Annotated in this window: 15 protein-coding genes and 1 pseudogene; 12 read left to right on the top strand and 4 right to left on the bottom strand. The window is 73.1% G+C overall.

Annotation, left to right across the window (positions count from 1 at the left end):
- Window positions 1-7 precede the first annotated feature (7 nt).
- The 5 genes from ACZ6YG_RS38230 to ACZ6YG_RS38210 all read left to right on the top strand — a co-directional run bounded on the left by ACZ6YG_RS38230 (window position 8) and on the right by ACZ6YG_RS38210 (window position 6934).
- A complete protein-coding gene (locus ACZ6YG_RS38230) occupies window positions 8-1267 on the top strand; it encodes an ABC transporter substrate-binding protein (protein WP_466020667.1) in 1260 nt (419 codons plus the stop codon).
- A 28-nt stretch (window positions 1268-1295) separates the two neighbouring features.
- A complete protein-coding gene (locus ACZ6YG_RS38225; protein WP_364237198.1) occupies window positions 1296-2393 on the top strand; it encodes a glycoside hydrolase family 15 protein in 1098 nt (365 codons plus the stop codon).
- On the top strand, window positions 2390-4600 hold the full coding sequence (locus ACZ6YG_RS38220; RefSeq protein ID WP_466020666.1) for a glycoside hydrolase family 31 protein: 2211 nt from the start codon (window positions 2390-2392) through the stop codon (window positions 4598-4600). The genes ACZ6YG_RS38225 and ACZ6YG_RS38220 overlap by 4 nt, the downstream gene beginning before the upstream one ends.
- A 104-nt stretch (window positions 4601-4704) precedes the next feature.
- Complete coding sequence (locus ACZ6YG_RS38215) at window positions 4705-5997, top strand: serine/threonine-protein kinase (protein ID WP_466020665.1); 1293 nt, start codon at window positions 4705-4707, stop codon at window positions 5995-5997.
- Between the two features lie 73 nt (window positions 5998-6070).
- The gene (locus ACZ6YG_RS38210; RefSeq protein ID WP_364237206.1) at window positions 6071-6934 is read left to right on the top strand and encodes a hypothetical protein; all 864 of its coding nucleotides are present in this window, start codon (window positions 6071-6073) and stop codon (window positions 6932-6934) included.
- Here ACZ6YG_RS38210 and rarD read toward each other — a convergent pair.
- Window positions 6828-7790, bottom strand: a complete 963-nt coding sequence (gene rarD / locus ACZ6YG_RS38205) for an EamA family transporter RarD (RefSeq protein WP_148029928.1) — start codon at window positions 7788-7790, stop codon at window positions 6828-6830. The genes ACZ6YG_RS38210 and rarD overlap by 107 nt on opposite strands.
- Before the next feature lie 69 nt (window positions 7791-7859).
- Here rarD and ACZ6YG_RS38200 point away from each other — a divergent pair, with 69 nt between their 5' ends.
- On the top strand, window positions 7860-8807 hold the full coding sequence (locus ACZ6YG_RS38200; protein WP_148029927.1) for a hypothetical protein: 948 nt from the start codon (window positions 7860-7862) through the stop codon (window positions 8805-8807).
- Here the strand turns inward: ACZ6YG_RS38200 and ACZ6YG_RS38195 are convergent.
- Window positions 8804-9166: a DUF5130 family protein gene (locus tag ACZ6YG_RS38195; RefSeq protein WP_466020664.1), complete on the bottom strand. Its 363-nt coding sequence runs from the start codon at window positions 9164-9166 to the stop codon at window positions 8804-8806. The genes ACZ6YG_RS38200 and ACZ6YG_RS38195 overlap by 4 nt on opposite strands.
- Before the next feature lie 5 nt (window positions 9167-9171).
- A complete protein-coding gene (locus ACZ6YG_RS38190; RefSeq protein ID WP_148029925.1) occupies window positions 9172-9462 on the bottom strand; it encodes a hypothetical protein in 291 nt (96 codons plus the stop codon).
- Between the two features lie 257 nt (window positions 9463-9719).
- Between ACZ6YG_RS38190 and ACZ6YG_RS38185 the strand changes: the two genes are divergently transcribed.
- The 4 genes and pseudogenes from ACZ6YG_RS38185 to ACZ6YG_RS38170 all read left to right on the top strand — a co-directional run bounded on the left by ACZ6YG_RS38185 (window position 9720) and on the right by ACZ6YG_RS38170 (window position 13183).
- On the top strand, window positions 9720-10541 hold the full coding sequence (locus tag ACZ6YG_RS38185; protein WP_148029924.1) for a nuclease-related domain-containing protein: 822 nt from the start codon (window positions 9720-9722) through the stop codon (window positions 10539-10541).
- 187 nt (window positions 10542-10728) lie between these two features.
- Window positions 10729-11697, top strand: a complete 969-nt coding sequence (locus ACZ6YG_RS38180; RefSeq protein WP_466020663.1) for a TIGR03885 family FMN-dependent LLM class oxidoreductase — start codon at window positions 10729-10731, stop codon at window positions 11695-11697.
- A gap of 717 nt (window positions 11698-12414) precedes the next feature.
- Window positions 12415-12845, top strand: a pseudogene (locus ACZ6YG_RS38175) (glycoside hydrolase family 15 protein); the annotation flags it as partial.
- A gap of 98 nt (window positions 12846-12943) precedes the next feature.
- The gene (locus tag ACZ6YG_RS38170) at window positions 12944-13183 is read left to right on the top strand and encodes a glycoside hydrolase family 15 protein (protein ID WP_466020684.1); all 240 of its coding nucleotides are present in this window, start codon (window positions 12944-12946) and stop codon (window positions 13181-13183) included.
- Here ACZ6YG_RS38170 and ACZ6YG_RS38165 read toward each other — a convergent pair.
- The gene (locus ACZ6YG_RS38165) at window positions 13162-13851 is read right to left on the bottom strand and encodes a TetR/AcrR family transcriptional regulator (protein WP_466020662.1); all 690 of its coding nucleotides are present in this window, start codon (window positions 13849-13851) and stop codon (window positions 13162-13164) included. The genes ACZ6YG_RS38170 and ACZ6YG_RS38165 overlap by 22 nt on opposite strands.
- 61 nt (window positions 13852-13912) lie before the next feature.
- Between ACZ6YG_RS38165 and ACZ6YG_RS38160 the strand changes: the two genes are divergently transcribed.
- Together ACZ6YG_RS38160 and ilvD are read left to right on the top strand one after the other, a co-directional pair.
- Window positions 13913-14722, top strand: a complete 810-nt coding sequence (locus ACZ6YG_RS38160) for a thioesterase family protein (protein WP_219547036.1) — start codon at window positions 13913-13915, stop codon at window positions 14720-14722.
- 85 nt (window positions 14723-14807) lie between these two features.
- Window positions 14808-16646 carry a dihydroxy-acid dehydratase gene (gene ilvD, locus ACZ6YG_RS38155; RefSeq protein WP_364237221.1) on the top strand — a complete coding sequence of 613 codons (1839 nt, stop codon included), beginning with the start codon at window positions 14808-14810 and terminating at the stop codon, window positions 16644-16646.
- The last annotated feature ends 67 nt before the right edge of the window (window positions 16647-16713 follow it).

The following is a 16713-nucleotide window of genomic DNA, read 5'->3' as shown; positions in this document are numbered from 1 at the left end:
TCCCCCCATGCTCAGTAGAACCAAGGTCGCCGCCCTCCTCGCGACCGCGCTGCTCGCCTCCGCCTGCTCCCAGGGCTCGGCCACCCGGGCCCCCGCCGCCGGGGACGACAGGACGACGCTGCGGTACTTCACGTTCTCGGCGGCGCCGGACCACGTGAAGGACCTGGACGCCATCGTGGCCGCGTTCGAGAAGGAGAACCCGAAGGTCGACGTGGTGGTGGAGACCGCGCCGTTCGACGAGTACTTCACCAAGCTGCAGACCGGCATCGCGGGCGGCACCGCGCCCGACACCTTCGAGCTGAACTACGAGAACTTCGTCACGTACGCGAGCGCCGGGTCGCTGCTCGATCTCGGCACGGTCGCGGGCGACGGCGACACCTCGGTGTACGCCGGGGAGTCGCTCGCCGCCTTCCAGCGCGACGGCAAGCAGTACGCGCTGCCGGCCTCGTTCTCGACCGTGGTGCTCTTCTACAACAAGGACCTGTTCGAGGCGGCCGGGGTCGAGCCGCCCACGAGCGACTGGACGTGGGCCGACGAGAAGGCGGCCGCGGCCAAGCTGACGGACCGGAAGAAGGGCGTGTTCGGCGACTTCCAGCCGGTGCAGTTCTTCGAGTTCTACAAGACGCTCAAGCAGGCGGGCGGCGAGTTCCTGTCGGCGGACGGCAAGAAAGCCGCGTTCGACAGCCCCGAGGGCGCGCGGGCGGCCGAGTGGCTGGTGTCCAAGGTGGGCGAGGTCATGCCGACCGAGGCCGAGATCGGCGGCACCGCCGACTACGACACGAACCTGTTCAAGTCCGGCAAGCTCGCCATGTGGCACAACGGCATCTGGCAGTTCGCGGGCATGAAGGACGCGCCGTTCCAGTGGGACGTGGTCGTCGAACCCGGTGACAAGGCCAAGGCCAGCGCCGTCTTCCACAACGCGGTCGCGGTCTCGGCCGGCGCCAAGGCGGGCAAGGAGGCGTACGCCTGGGCAAGGTTCCTGTCGTCGTCCGACGTCGCGGCGCGGACCCGTATCGAGAGCTCGTGGGAGCTCCCGCCGGTGTCCGACCAGCAGCTCCTGTCCGGCTACCTGCAGGACCCGGTGCCGGCCAACCGGCAGGCGGTGTTCGACTCGCTGGAGTCGATCGCGCTGCCGCCGGTCATCGAGCGCCAGCAGGAGATGCAGGACGCGGTGACCAAGGAGCTGACCGAGGCCGCGTCCGGCCGCAAGTCGGTGGCGGACGCGCTCAAGGCGGCCGCCGCCGAGGTCGACGCCCTGCTCGGCTGAACCACTCAACATCCAGGAGACAGATCCCGTGACGCTCGTGTCGCACAGCCTCGACCTCATCCGCCGGCTGCAGGCTCCCACCGGGGCCTACCCGGCCTCGCCCACCTTCTCCGCCTACCGGGGCTACTCCTGGCTGCGCGACGGCGCGTTCATCGCCGAAGGGGTGAGCAGGCACGGGGACGCGTCCGGCGCGGACGCCTTCCACGCGTGGTGCGCCCGCGTGGTGGGCGACCGGGCCGGGCAGGTGGACGCCCTGGTCTCCCGCGCCGCCCGGGGTGAGACCGTCTCGCCGGCGGAGATGCTGCCGACCCGGTTCACGCTGGAGGGGGCTGACGGGACCGAGGAGTGGTGGGACTTCCAGCTCGACGGGTACGGGACGTGGCTGTGGGCGCTGCTGGAGCACGCGCGCAGGCACGGGCGGACGGTGGCGGGGACCGACAAGGGGGTGCGGGCGGCGGCCCGCTACCTGACGGCGTTCTGGCACCTGCCCTGTTACGACTGGTGGGAGGAGCACCTCGACCGGCGGCACGTCGCCACCCTGGGCTCGGTGCACGCGGGCCTGCGCGCGGCGATCGGCCTGGGCGTGCTGAGCCGGCCGGAGACGGAGGCGGCCGAGGGTGCGGTGGCGGGCATCGCCGCCCTGGTCGCCGCCGAAGGCGTCACCCGGCCGGTGGAGGGTCGCCCGCATCTCACCAAGTGGCTCGGCACGGACGCCGTGGACGCCAGTCTGCTGGCGTGCGTGACGCCGTTCGGGCTGTACGGGGCCGACGACCCGGTGGGCGCGGGCACCGTGGCCGAGGTGGAGCGGCGGCTCGCCAGGGACGGCGGGGTGTACCGCTACCTGGACGACACCTTCTACGGCGGCGGCCGGTGGGTGCTGCTGGCCGGGTTCCTCGGCTGGAACCACGCGCGGGCCGGGCGGCCCGGGGAGGCGCGGCGGTATCTGCGGTGGATGGAGGCGCAGGCCACCCCCGCGGGCGACCTGCCGGAGCAGGTGTCCGACCTGCTGCTCGATCCCGGACGGCGGCAGGAGTGGCTGGACCGCTGGGGGCCGGTGGCGACGCCGCTGCTCTGGTCGCACGGCATGTACCTGATCCTCGCGGACGAGCTGGAGGTGGGGGCATGATCCGGCACCACCCCTTCGGGTCCGGGCACCCGTACGCCGAGACCGAGGACCAGCGCGTCCCGGCGCGGCCCCTGGACGGCGAGCCGGTGGAGCTGCGCGTCCGGGCGGCGCCGGGGGTGACGTCGGTGGTGTGCGAGTGGGTGACGGACGGCGGCCCGCCCGTGGAGCTCCCGCTCACCCGAGCCGGGTCCCCCGGGGCGGAGGCGTCCGTCGGGGACGGCGGGCATCTGGCGGCGGCGCAGGCGCGGGCGACGAGGGCCGCCGCCGGTGCGTGGGCCGTCAGGACTCCCGCGCTGGAAGCGGGCCGCCGGTACTCCTACCGGTTCCGGGCCGCCGACGGGCGGGGCGGGATCCGTACCGGCAGGTGGTTCCACGTGACGGCGGCGCGGTGGTCCGGCGGCGGCGGGAAGCTGGTCGTGCGCGGGAGGGACCGGGTGGTGCCGGGGAGCGTGCGGTGGCTGGCCGACGGGGACGGGCCGCTGCGGGTCCGGTTCGCGCTGGAGCTCGGCCGGGAGGCGCACGTGGTCGGGTTCGGGGAGCGGTTCGACGCGGTGGACCAGCGCGGGCGCACGCTCGACGCGGTCGTGTTCGAGCAGTACAAGAGCCAGGGCGCGCACGGCAGGACGTATCTGCCGATGCCGTTCGCCCTGGTGGTGGACGCCGGGGCGGCCTGGGGGTTCCGGATCGACACCTCGCGCAGGACCTGGTACGACGTCGGCGCGTCCGAGAGCGACCGGATCGCGGTCGAGGCCGAGGTGGGGCCGGACGGCGAGGTGGCGGTCGACCTGTACGACGAGGGGACGCCGGCCGGCGTGCTGCGGCGGTTCCTGGACGACGTGGGGAGGGCTGAGGAGCTGCCCGCGTGGGTGTTCAGGCTGTGGGCCAGCGGCAACGAGTGGAACACCCAGGCCAGGGTAATGGCCGAGATGGACCGGCACCGCGAGCACGGCGTCCCGGTCGGCGCGGTGGTGATCGAGGCGTGGAGCGACGAGACCACGTTCACCGCCTTCCGAGGCGCGGAGTACGAACCGTCCGAGGAGCCGCACCGGCTGGCCGACTACACCTTCCCGGCGGACGGCCCGTGGCCGGACCCCAAGGGCATGGTGGACGAGCTGCACCAGCGCGGGATCAAGGTGCTGCTCTGGCAGATCCCGCTGCAGAAGACGCGCCCGCACCCGAGGCACCAGGCCGCCGTGGACGCCCGTCAGCTCGTGGAGCGCGGCTACGGGGTCAAGGAGGCCGACGGCCGGCCGTACCGGAACCGGGGCTGGTGGTTCCCGCTGGCGCTGATGCCGGACCTGTCGTCGCGTGAGGTGCGCGACTGGTGGACGGCCAAGCGCGCCTACCTGGTGGCGGAGGTCGGCGTCGACGGGTTCAAGACCGACGGCGGCGAGCACGCGTGGGGCCACGACCTGCGCTACGCCGACGGCCGCCGGGGCGCGGACGGCAACAACCTGTTCCCCGTCCACTACGCGCGCGCGTTCGGTGACCTGCTGCGGCGGCACGGGAAGGCGCCGGTGACGTTCAGCCGGGCCGGGTTCGCGGGTTCGCAGCCGCACGGCGCCTACTGGGCGGGGGACGAGGACTCGACCTGGGAGGCGTTCCGGGCCTCGATCAGGGCCGGGATCACCGCCTCGGCCTGCGGGGTCGTGTACTGGGGCTGGGATCTGGCCGGGTTCTCCGGTGACGTGCCGGGCGCGGAGCTGTATCTACGGGCGGCGGGCGCGGCCGCGTTCATGCCGATCATGCAGTACCACTCCGAGTTCAACCACCACCGCGAGCCGCTCCGGGACCGCACGCCGTGGAACGTCGCGGAGCGGACCGGCGACGAGCGGGTGGTCCCGGTCTTCAGGCGGCTCGCCGAGCTGCGCGAACGGCTGGTGCCCTATCTGGCCGAGCAGGCCGGGCGGGCGCTGGACGGGCCGCCGCTGATGCGCGGGCTGTTCTTCGACCACCCGGACGACCCGGCCGTCTGGCGGTATCCGCTGCAGTTCAAGCTGGGCGACGCGCTGCTGGTCGCCCCGGTGACCGATCCCGATGTCTCGGAGATGCCGGTCTACCTGCCCGGGGGCGACTGGGTGGACGTCTGGACCGGCCGCCCGCTGCGCGGCGGCCGGGAGGTCGTGCTGCCCGCCCCGCTCGACCGTCCCCCGGTGGTCTGCACGGCGGCGCACTGGCCCGGTCTGTCCCCCGTTTTCACGACCTGAGCCGACGACCCGTGGCAGGACCGCTCCTGCCTCGGGAAACGGTGGTGTGACGACCGGATCGTTCCGAGCGCGGGCACCTCCGAGCCGGTGTTAGCGTGGATGACGTGCTGGGTGCCGGAACCACGCTGAACGACCGCTACCTGCTGACCGAGCGGGTCGGCGGTGGCGGCATGGGCGAGGTGTGGCGTGCCACCGACACGGTGCTCGGCCGCACGGTCGCCGTCAAGGTGCTCATGCCCGCGCTGAGCGAGGACGCCGCCTTCCTCCAGCGGTTCCAGAACGAAGCCAGGGCCATGGCCACGCTGCGCCATCCGGGCGTGGTCGACGTCTACGACTACGGGAGCTGCGAGGTCGGCGGCCGCCAGGTGACGTTCCTGGTGATGGAGTTCGTCGAGGGCGAGTCGCTCGACAAGCACCTGCGCCGGGCCGCGCTCGACCCGGTGGCCACCATGCGACTGGTCGCCGAGGTGGGCGACGCGCTGGCCACGGCTCACGCGCAGGGCATCGTGCACCGCGACGTCAAACCCGCCAACCTCGTCGTGCGGGCCGACGGCTCGGTGGCGCTGACCGACTTCGGCATCGCCCACTCGGCGTCGGCCGCCCAGCTCACCGCCACCGGGTCGATGCTCTGCTCGGCCGGCTACTGCGCGCCCGAGATGGCGACCTCCAGCGAGATCACCCCGGCGGTCGACGTCTACGCGCTCGGCGTGGTGGCCTACGAGTGCCTGACCGGCCGCCTGCCCTACGAGGGCGACACCCCGGTCCAGATCATCTACAAACACCTGCACGCGCCCGTCCCGCCGCTGCCGCCCGAGGTGCCGCGCGGGCCGCGCGAGGTGGTGGCCAGGGCGCTGGAGAAGGCGCCCGACCGGCGCTACGCCTCCGCCGAGGACATGGCGCGGGCCGCCCGCACGGCCATGACCTCGCCGGGCGCCGCGCCCGCGCCGCGGCGCAGGCGCGCGATGTCCGCCATGCTCGCGACGGTGCTCGCGATGCTGGTCACCGCGGGCGTCGCGGCCATGGTGTGGATGCGCCCGGCCGAGACCGCCCAGCAGAACCCCGTCCTCCCGCCCGCGAGCTCGTCCGAGCCGCACACCTCGGCGACGGCGACCGGGCGGCCGACCGAGGCGGGCAACCAGGCGTCCGACGGCAGGCCGACGCGGGTCCCGCCGCCGGCCGTCACCGGCAGGCCCAGCCCGACCGGCACCCCCACGGTGTCCCCCTCCCCGACGGACCCGCCGACGACCCCCTCCCCCGACCCGACCACCGAGCCGGAGCCCGACCCCACCGGCGAGCCGACCGACGAGCCGTCCGAGCCGGACCCGCACGAGCCGACCCAGGAGCCCACGGCCAAGCCGACCGGCGACATCCAGTGCATCACGACACCCTGTCCTTGACGGTCCGGGTGACAGCGGTCAAGATCGGCTATCGTCGCGTCTGACCACCGTCGCTCACCCCCTGGAGCCCTTGGTGAAGAGGCCCGCCAAGCAGAAGTCGGTCATCGTCGATCCGGTCCTGATCATCGGCACGGTCCTCTCGGTCCTGCTGGCGGTGATCTTCTACGTGCGTGAGGACACCGCGCAGGCCCTCGGCACCGTGGCCGGCCTCCTCGGCGGCGTCATCACCCTCCAGGTCCAGACGCTGCTGCGGGAGCGGCGCCGGGTCGACCACGAGACCCGGGTCGGCGCCATGGTGTCCACGATCGAGAAGATCCCCTGGCTGCCCGACCTCATGGAGCCGATGCTGCGCGCCGCCAAGCACGTCGAGCGCCAGTACAAGGGCACGCCCGCCGACGACGCCTGCCGCGACGCCTTCGAGGAGTGCCTGCGCACGCTCGCCGACCTGGAGCGCGGCCACTTCCGCGCCCCTTATGGCGACAACGGGGTGTTCCTGCGGCTCATCCGGCAGGCGAAGCGGCAGATCTGCGTCACCAGCGTGCCCTCCGTCGACCTGGAGTGGTGGCTGGAGCCGGTCGGCCGCGAATACTGGCGGGCGCAGGCCGACGCGCTGGCCCGGGGCGTGGTGATCAGGCGGGTGTTCATCTACCGCGAGTGGAGCGACGCCCTCGACGCGCTGGCCCGCGAGCAGGCCGAGGCGGGCGTGAAGGTGCGGCGCATCCACGCCGACCGGCTGTCGCCGGCGTTGCGGGTGATCAGCGGCCTGTGGGACGACGCCTGCGGCCACGAGCTGAGCTACACGGCCGGGGGCGAGGCGGTGTACGACACGTTCACCGTGTCTCCTCCTGATCTCGAACGGCTGATGCGGCAGTTCGAGATGATCGAGCGGATCGCGGTGGAGCTCGACGATCCGCGCTCTCCCGAGCCCGTCGCCTGAGGCCGTCGGCCGCCAGCAGCGCGAGCGCCGCCCACAGCACCGCGAACGCGAGCCACCGGGTCGCCGGCATCGGCTCACGGAAGACCAGCAGCCCGACGAGGAACTGCACGATCGGCTCGATGTACTGCAGCATGCCGGTCACGCTCAGCGGGATCTTGGTGGCCGCGGCGCTGAACAGCAGCATCGGCACGATCATCACGAACCCCGACCCGACGCCCAGCAGCGTGTTGGCGGCCGACACGTGCCCGAACGTCGCCTGCCCGCTCGCCTGCAGCACCACCGTGTACGCCAGCGCGAACGGGAACAGCACGGCGGTCTCCACCATCAGCCCCTCCACGGCGCCGACGGCCACCCTCTTCTTGATCAGCCCGTAGGTGCCGAACGTCACGGCCAGGCCCAGCGCGATCCACGGCGGCCCCCCGTACTCGATCGTGAGCACCACCACGGTGACGGCCGCGAGGCCGATCGCCGCCCACTGTGCGGGGCGCAGCCGCTCCCTGAACAGCACCACCCCGAAGGCGATGCTGACCAGAGGGGTGATGAAGTAGCCGAGCGAGGCGTCGACGACGTGGCCGTTCATGGTCGCCCAGATGAACAGCGCCCAGTTGACCGAGGTCAGCACGCTGGCGACGCTCAGCAGGGCCACGTCGCGGGGCCTGCGCAGGATCGCCGCCACCTTGCGGCGCCTGCCGAGAGCGAGCACCAGCAGGCCGATCGCGACCGGCGACCACAGCACCCGCAGCGCCAGGATCTCCACCGGCCCGGTGGGCTCCACCAGCGGCCAGTAGAGGGCGGACAGCCCCCACAGCACGTACGCCGCCGCGCCCAGCAGGACCCCGCGCCGCGCGACAGACATCGCCCCACCCTAACCCGGGGATTCCTCGCCGAGGGACCCGCCGGTGTCCGGTCTGAGTAGGGTGATCCGGTGGAGACGACTCGTGATCTTTTCGTGGCGCTGGCGCGCCGCTACGCGTTCGCCGACCTCGGGGCGCTGTCGCCCGACCCCCGGATCGCGGAGGCCTGCGAGTTCGGGCAGCGGTTGCTGTCGCTCGACGCCGAGGACTTCGCCGTCGACACCAAGGCGGTGCCCTCGTCGCTCAGGCGGCAGGCCCGGGCGTGCCACATGCCGCAGACCCCGCGCGAGCAGCCGCGCGGGGCGCTGGAGTCGCTGCGCCCCGCCTACGGCCTGCTGCTGGAGGTCATCGCGATCCGCTGGCACCGCCGCGAGCTGAGCCCGATGATCGCCGCGGTGCACATCGCCGCCGAATACCTGCCGCTGCTGGCGTTCGAGCCGCACCTGGGCCACGCGGGCGACCCCGCCCGCTGGCCGGAGGGCCTGAGCGCGACCGGCAGCCGGTTCGGCGTGATCGGCGACCGCGACTGCGACCACACCAAGGCGGAGCAGTCGGCCACCAACCGGACGCTGCGGGTGGCGGGAGAGCCGTCCGAGGGCTGGCGCGCGTACTTCGACCGGCAGCACAGCCAGGTGGCGGGCGCGCTCGCGGTGTGCGTGGCCACCTGCCGCAACCCCTGCACGGCGATGGATTGGATCGCTCCCGAGCCGCGCGCCGGCCTTCAGGAGCGCGCCCGCGTCGCGCTCGCGTTCGCGGAGACCCCGCTGGTACGCCTGCGCCACGCGGCGCCGGTGGGCCACGGCTTCGGCGTGCCGTCGCCGGAGGAGGTGCTCGACGCGTGGGAGCGCAGCCGGAGCACGCTCGGCAAGAGCCCGGTGGGCGCGGCCGCGGCCCGCGACGACGGTTTCCCGCTGCCGGGCCTGCCGTCGTTCTTCGCCGCCGTCGCCGCGGCGCCGATCGAGCCGTCCACGCTGCTCAGGGGCGTGAGCGAGCACATCGCCGCGCTGATCGACGGCTAGCGGCGGGCGCCGGCCTGCTCGGCCAGGGCGCCGATCCCGTACAGCAGGCCGCCCACCAGGTCGCCCGCGCTGAACGCGGTGGCCATGGACATCGCCGTCAGCCGGCACGACGCGTCGGAGAGCCGGCGCCTGGCGTGCTCGCCGGTGACGATCTCCAGGGCGCGGCCCCGTACGTCGACCATGATCACGACGGCGTCGTCCGCCTCCTCGTCGAGCGCGGCGTGCAGCCGCTCGGCGAAGTGGCGCCGGCCGCCGACGGGCGAGCCGAGGAAGAGCGCGAAGCGCAGGGCGCAGCGCCGCTCCGCGGCCCGCAGGGCCTGCCGGACGTCGTCGGCCTGGGCCGCGGAGAGAGTTCGCATCCCGATCACCATCCCGCCGACGCGCCACCGACCCGCATGCCGGGCTCGGCGGTCTCCGCCGCCGCGACCCAGTCGGCCTCTCCCGGCGGCGCCCACTGCGGCGGCCGGTCGACCAGCACGAGCCCCGACGTGCTCACGCCGCGGTCGCCGCGGCCGGGGCCGCCGATCCACACCGGCCCGGCCTCCGCCTTGCGCGCGGCACCGCGCCCCGGCATCAGCACGAGCAGGCTGATCAGCACGAACAGTCCCAGCGACACCCCGATGAGGAAGAGCAGGATCTCCAGCGCGCTGTTCACATCACGAACGTAATCCCGGTCCGCCGGTCCGGCCAGACCCAGGCACGAGAGTCTCGACAGGAGATGGCCAAGACCCGGTCAACATGATCGCCACACCCTCCGGCAGGGCTAGGATCGCCTCGGGCTCTCCCTACCTCTCTAGAGAGGAACGTAATAAGTACCCGGAAACCGGGCGTAGGACACGGTGAGCCGGGCCATAAAACTATGGACAAGGCAGCACTAGGAATGCATCAGAACCCCGGGCTACGGTGAATCACGTGGACTCCGACCCTCAGCGTGAAGACGGTCACAACACGTCCCCGATCTGGGTGAGCGACAGACCGGAAAACGAGCAGACCGCCAAACCTGCGGCGCCCACCACCACCTATGCGCCGGTCGAGCGGGCCTCCATGCGCGAGCTGCTCCAGCAGCCGCGCTTCCGCCGCATGCGCAACCGCGCGCTGCTGGCCCTCGCCGTCGGCGTCGCCGTAGGTCTCCTGGTCATGGACTGGCGGGTGGGCGTGACCGCGGGCGTGCTCGCCGCCATCGGCGAGGCGATCTACCGCGCGCGTTCCAACTCGACGGTGCCGGCCTGGCGGCGCTCCTCGGTGGCCGAGCGCCGCACCGAGGCGCAGCTGCGCCAGCTTGAGCGCCGCGGCTACCGCACCCTCCACGCCCGCGCCATCCCCGGCACCGAAGCGCAGATCGACCACCTGGTCGTCGGGCCGACGGGCGTGTACGCGGTCGACTCGGAGAAGTGGGACAAGCGGCTTCCCGTACGGGTGCAGATGGGCAAGAAGCTCTTCCACGGCCCCTTCGACAAGAAGGACCGCCTCGTCGAGGCCAGGGGCGAGGCGACCCGGGCCGCCGAGCTGATCAGCAAGGCCTACGGCCACCAGGTGTCGGTGGTGCCGTCGCTGGCGATCTATGGCCCGCCGGTGCCCTGGAAGATCATGACGATCAAGGGCGTGGACGTCTACGAGGGCGTCCGGGCCCGCCGGTGGATCACCAAGCGGGAGCGCGCGCTCACCGACACGGAGATCGACAAGATCTACGAGATCGCGGCCCAGGTGCTGCCCCCGCGCTACGGCGAGGGCTGACGGGCAGGCGGAGAGGCCTCACGGGCACACCTGTGCCTCTCCGCGGCGGCCTTCCTTCTCGCGGATACGTCCCCGTACGCGTCGCGCCCACATAAGCGGGCCCCGGCGGGGAAGCGGAAACCGGAACACCGGGGCGGCGCGTGCCGCCCCTGATGACCGTCCGGACCCGCAGAAGGAGTGTCTCCCCATGGCCAGACTCGGTTTCCACGCCTCGCACGAACAGCTCGCGCCGAGCGCCCTGCTGGAGGCGGTGCGCCGGGCCGAGGAGGCGGGTTTCACCACCGCGATGTGCTCCGACCACTTCGCGCCCTGGAGCCACGCCCAGGGCCACTCCGGCTACGCCTGGTCCTGGCTGGGAGCCGCGCTGGCCGGCACCGGCCTGCCGTTCGGCGTCGTCACCGCGCCCGGTCAGCGTTACCACCCCGCGGTGGCCGCACAGAAGGCCGCCACGCTCTGCGAGATGTTCCCCGGCCGGTTCTGGATGGCGCTGGGCAGCGGCCAGGCGCTCAACGAGCACATCACCGGCGACAGGTGGCCGGCCAAGCCGGAGCGCAAGGCGCGGCTGCGGGAGTGCGTCGACGTCATGCGGGCGCTGTTCGCCGGGGAGTGCGTGTCGCACCGCGGGCTCGTCACGGTGGACCGCGCTCAGCTCTACACCCTGCCCGAGACCCCGCCCCCGCTGATCGGCGCCGCCGTCAGCGCCGAGACCGCCCGGTGGGCCGGCTCGTGGGCCGACGGGCTCATCACCGTCAACCAGGACGTGCCGCAGCTGCGCCGGGTCGTCGAGGCGTTCCGCGAGGGAGGCGGCGCGGGCAAGCCGGTCTACCTGCAGGTCCACCTGTCGTGGGCCGAGGACGAGCAGACCGCGCTGCGGATCGCGCACGAGCAGTGGCGCACGGGCGTGCTCGGCGGCGAGGTGCCCTGGAACCTGTCGACGCCGGAGGAGTACGAGCAGGCCTCCGCCACCGTCAGGCCCGACGACGTGCGGCGGGCCGTGCTGGTCTCCGCCGACCTCGAACGCCATGCCGGCTGGCTCGCCGAGTACGCCGACCTCGGCTTCGACACGCTCTTCCTGCACCACGTGGGCCAGGAGCAGCGCGGTTTCATCGACGCCTTCGGCCAGAAGGTGCTGCCGCAGCTGCGGGAACCGGCTTGAGCGCACGCTTCCCTCCGATCGACGGATACGCGTTCCTGTCGGACACCCACACCGCCGCGCTGGTCGCCCCGGACGGGACGGTCGAGTGGTTCTGCGTGCCGGCCTTCGACGGCGAGAGCTGTGTTCGCGCGCCTGCTCGACCGCGACCGCGGCGGCGCCCTCGGCATCGAGGTGGCGGACGCGGGAGCGCCGGAGCGCCGCTGTCTCGGCGACACCCTGGTGCTGGAGAGCGTCCACCGCACCGGCGACGCGGCCGTGACGGTGACGGACTTCCTGGCCGTCGCCGACGACGGCGACCCGGCCGGCCCGCTCGCCGCCCGGCACCGGCTCGTCCGCGTGGTGCGGGCTACCGGCGGGACCGCCGACGTCCGGATCGGGATCGACGCCCGGCCCGGCTACGCCCGGGAGACGGCCCGGTGGCGGCCGGATGGCGACGGGACGTGGCTGCACGAGGAGCCCCGGCTGTGGGCCGCCGCCGACCGGCCGCTGCTCCGCTCCGGCTCCGTCCTCGGGATCGAGACGTCGCTGGGGCCCGGTGAGGGGTTCGCCGTCGTGCTCGGGTACGCGGACGCGCCACGGCGTGCCGTCGGCGTCCGCAGGGCCGACGAACTGCTGCGCGCGACCCGTACCGCGTGGGAGACGTGGTCGAGCCGGGGCGACGACATCGGGACCGGGCGGGCGCACGTCCGGCGCAGCGCGCTGGTGCTGCGCGGGCTGATGTACGACGAGTCGGGGGCGCTGGTGGCGGCGCCCACCACCTCGCTGCCGGAGACGATCGGCGGCGAGCGCAACTGGGACTACCGCTACACCTGGCACCGCGACGCGGCGCTGACGGTGCTCGCCCTGTTCCGGCTCGGCCACGCCGACGAGGGCGTGCGCTACATGCGCTTTCTGCTGCACGAGTGCGTGAGCGGCTCGGGCCGGCTGCGTCCCATGGCCGGCATCAGGGGCGAGCAGGAGGGGGCGGAGGTCGTCCTCGACCATCTGGAGGGGTACGCGGGCTCGCGGCCCTGCTGCGCCGGTACGTCGACACGGTGAGCACGCTCTGGCGGGAGCCGGATCACGGCGTCTGGGAGATCCGCGGCCCGCTCCGCCACTACGTCGGCTCCAAGGTGATGACGTGGGTGTGCCTGGACCGGGGCGTGCGGCTGGCCGGGCTGCTCGGTGACGAGAGCGCGCCGGCGCACCGCTGGCGGCGGGCCGCTGCGCGTTCCTGCTCTGCTCCTTCGAGCTGGTCTCCGCGCTGGTGCTGGCGGGACGGGTCGAGCAGGCCGGCGAGCTGTTCCACCGGCTCTGCGCCGAAGCGGGGCCGCTCGGCCTGTTCTCGGAGGAGATGGCGCCCGACGGCACGGCGCTGGGCAACTACCCGCAGGCCTTCACCCATCTGGGGCTGATCGAGGCGGCGGCCAACCTGGACATGGCCGGCTCCAGGGAGGCCCTGCACCAGTGGGCGACCGGCAGGAGTCAGGGCCGCTCCGGGAGCTGATCACCGAGGCGGGCCTCGAAGGCGTCCAGCGCGGCGGCGAGCTCCCGGCTGGGCGGCAGGGCGCCCGCCATGCGCGGGCCGAGCGCGGCGCCGAACCCGCTGATCCGGACGATCAGGTCGATCATCGCGTCCCGGTCCGGCCAGGGGAACGACGGCTGCGCGATGAGCAGCGCGGCGCAGCCGTGCGCCGCCGACCACAGGGCCAGGGCGAGCCGTTCGGGCTCGCCGCGCATCACCCCCGCCTCGACGCACGCGCGCACGGCGTCGACCATGTAGCCGAAGCACGCCTGCGCGGCGGGCGGCACCCCCTCGCCCGCCGATGGGGTCATCATCAGCACCCGGTACTGCACCGGGTGGTCCAGCGCGAAACGGATGTAGGCCCGGCCGCACCGGCCCAGCCGTAGAAACGGGTCGGGGTCCCGGCACTCGGCCACGAGCCTGCCGAGCTCGTCCCACACCCGCAGGCACACCGCCTCCAGCAGTTCCTCCTTGTCGGCGAAGTGCAGGTAGACCGAGGGCGTGGAGACTCCCGCGCGGGCGGCGACCGCGCGGACGGTGAGCGCCTCCTCGGTGCCGGTCTCGTCCAGCAGTTCCTCGGCCGCGCGCAGGAGCTCCTCGCGCAGCAGCGCGCCGTCGCCGCGCCGGGCGCGGACCCGTTTCTCCGTCACCTACCTAGGTTGACGCCGTTAGGTTAACGATGTCAATCTGATCCTCTGCGAAGGGGAGCACATGACGCGATTCGACGAGGCGACGGCGGTCAAGACCACCGGCCAGGGCACGTACGAGGCCAGGCTGGACGCGACGTGGAGCGTCGGCGACAAGCTGCACGGCGGCTACCTGATGGCGGTGCTGGCCAGGGCGGCGCTCGAAAGCGCGGCGGGCCCCGGGCACCCGCACGTGACCGCCGTGAGCGCGTCGTTCGCCGAGCCGCCGGAGCCGGGGCCGGCCGAGGTCCTGGTCGAGGTGCTGCGCGCCGGGAGGACCGTGACCCAGGTCAGGGCGGAGCTCGCGCAGCAGGGCAGGCCGCGGGTGGCCGCGCTGGTGACGCTCGGCCTGCTGGACGACGCCGATCCGCGCTGGACGTCGGCGCCGGCGGTCGAGATGCCCCCGGAGGAGTCCTGCTTCCTGGCGCCGAGAGAGGTGCCCGGCAACGCCTTCCCGGTGCCGCTGATGGACGTGCTGGAGCTGCGGCTCCACCCCGAGCAGGTGGGTTTCGTGTTCGGCGAGCCGTCCCTGCGCGGGCGGCTCGACACCTGGCAGCGGCTCAAGGACGGCGCCGCGTGGGACCCGCTCAGCCTGCTGCTGGCCCTCGACCCGGTGCCCCCGGCCTCCTACGACCTGGGCCTGCCGGGCTGGGCGCCGACGATCCAGCTCACCGCGCACGTGCTGCGCCTGCCGGCCCCCGGCCCGGTCAAGGTACGCCTGTCGGTCACCGAGGTGGGCGGCGGGAGGATGGACGAGACGGCCATGGTGTGGGACTCGCGGGACCGCCTGGTGGCGCAGGCGACCCAGCTCGCCGCGATCCGCGTCCCCGCCTGACGCCGTATCGGGTCGTGGACATCCGTCTCAGTTACCGGGCGGCTGGCCGTACCATGGATGGACGCTCGACGATGGGAGAAGCTCCATGCCCGCCCTCAGGTCTCGTACCGTCACCCACGGCAGGAACATGGTCGGTGCCCGGGCCCTGCTCCGGGCGACCGGCGTAGCCGGGAGCGACTTCGGCAAGCCGATCATCGCGGTGGCCAACAGCTTCACCCAGTTCGTGCCCGGCCACGTCCACCTGCGCGACGTCGGCGACGTGGTGTCCGGGGCGATCCGCGAGGCGGGTGCCATCCCCCGCGAGTTCAACACGATCGCGGTCGACGACGGCATCGCCATGGGCCACGGCGGCATGCTCTACTCGCTGCCGTCGCGCGAGCTCATCGCCGACGCCGTCGAGTACATGGTCAACGCCCACTGCGCCGACGCGATGATCTGCGTCTCCAACTGCGACAAGATCACCCCGGGCATGCTGCTGGCCGCGTTCCGGCTCAACATCCCGACGGTCTTCGTCTCCGGCGGTCCGATGGAGGCCGGCAAGACGCCCGGCCGCAAGCTCGATCTGATCGACCCGATGATCGCCTCCGCCGACGACTCCGTCACCGACGCCGAGCTGCTGGAGATGGAGGAGAGCGCCTGCCCGACCTGCGGCTCGTGCTCCGGCATGTTCACCGCCAACTCCATGAACTGCCTGGCCGAGGCCATCGGCCTGGCGCTGCCCGGCAACGGCACGATCCTGGCCACCCACAAGGCGCGCAAGGACCTCTTCGAGGAGGCCGGCCGCACGCTCGTCGAGATCACCCGGCGCTACTACGAGGAGGGCGACGAGTCGGTGCTGCCGCGCTCGATCGCCACCCGCGAGGCGTTCGAGAACGCGATGACGCTCGACGTCGCCATGGGCGGATCCACCAACACGATCCTCCACATCCTGGCCGCGGCCCGCGAGGCCGAGGTCGACTTCGGGCTCAAGGAGATCAACGAGATCTCCCTGCGGGTGCCGTGCCTGTGCAAGGTCGCCCCGGCGACCAGCAAGTACCACGTCGAGGACGTCCACCGGGCCGGCGGCATCCCCGCCATCCTGGGCGAGCTCGACCGGGCCGGGCTGCTCCACCGCGACGTCCCGACGGTCAACGGCGGCACGCTCGGCGACCTGCTGGCCGCCTGGGACCCGATGTCGCCCTCGGTCAGGCCCGAGGCGACGGAGCTGTGGCACGCCGCGCCCGGCAACGTCCGCACCGTCAAGCCCTACTCGCAGGACAACCGGTGGGACTCCCTCGACCTCGACCGCGCCGACGGGTGCGTGCGCGACCTAGAGCACGCCTACACCGCCGACGGCGGCCTCGCCGTGCTCTACGGCAACATCTCCCGCGACGGCGCCGTGGTGAAGACCGCCGGCGTCGACGAGTCGATCTGGAAGTTCACCGGGCCGGCCGTCGTGTTCGAGTCGCAGGAGCAGGCGGTCGAGGGCATCCTCAACGACCGGGTCAAGGAGGGCGACGTGGTGATCGTCCGCTACGAAGGCCCCAAGGGCGGCCCCGGCATGCAGGAGATGCTCTACCCGACCTCGTTCCTCAAGGGCAAGGGCCTGGGCAAGGCGTGCGCGCTGATCACCGACGGGCGCTTCTCCGGCGGCACGTCCGGGCTGTCGATCGGCCACGCCTCCCCCGAGGCGGCCGAGGGCGGCACGATCGCGCTCGTCGAGGACGGCGACATCGTCGAGATCGACATCCCCGCCCGCAAGCTGGAGCTGCACGTCCCCGAGGCCGAGCTGGCGGCCCGCCGCGAGCGGCTGCTGGCCGAGCTGGGCGGGTTCCGGCCGCGCGACCGCGACCGGCCGGTGAGCGCGGCGCTGCAGGCGTACGCGGCCATGACGACCTCGGCCTCCACCGGCGCCTCGCGCGACCTGTCGCAGCTGTCCAAGTGACCCTGTACGGCAGGCGACACTCCTGTCGCCTGCCGTACACACTTTCGAAAATGTCAGTGGCTTTACC

This window comes from Nonomuraea sp. NPDC054003, from assembly GCF_055585125.1.
This window is presented reverse-complemented; position numbering and strand designations above follow the sequence as displayed.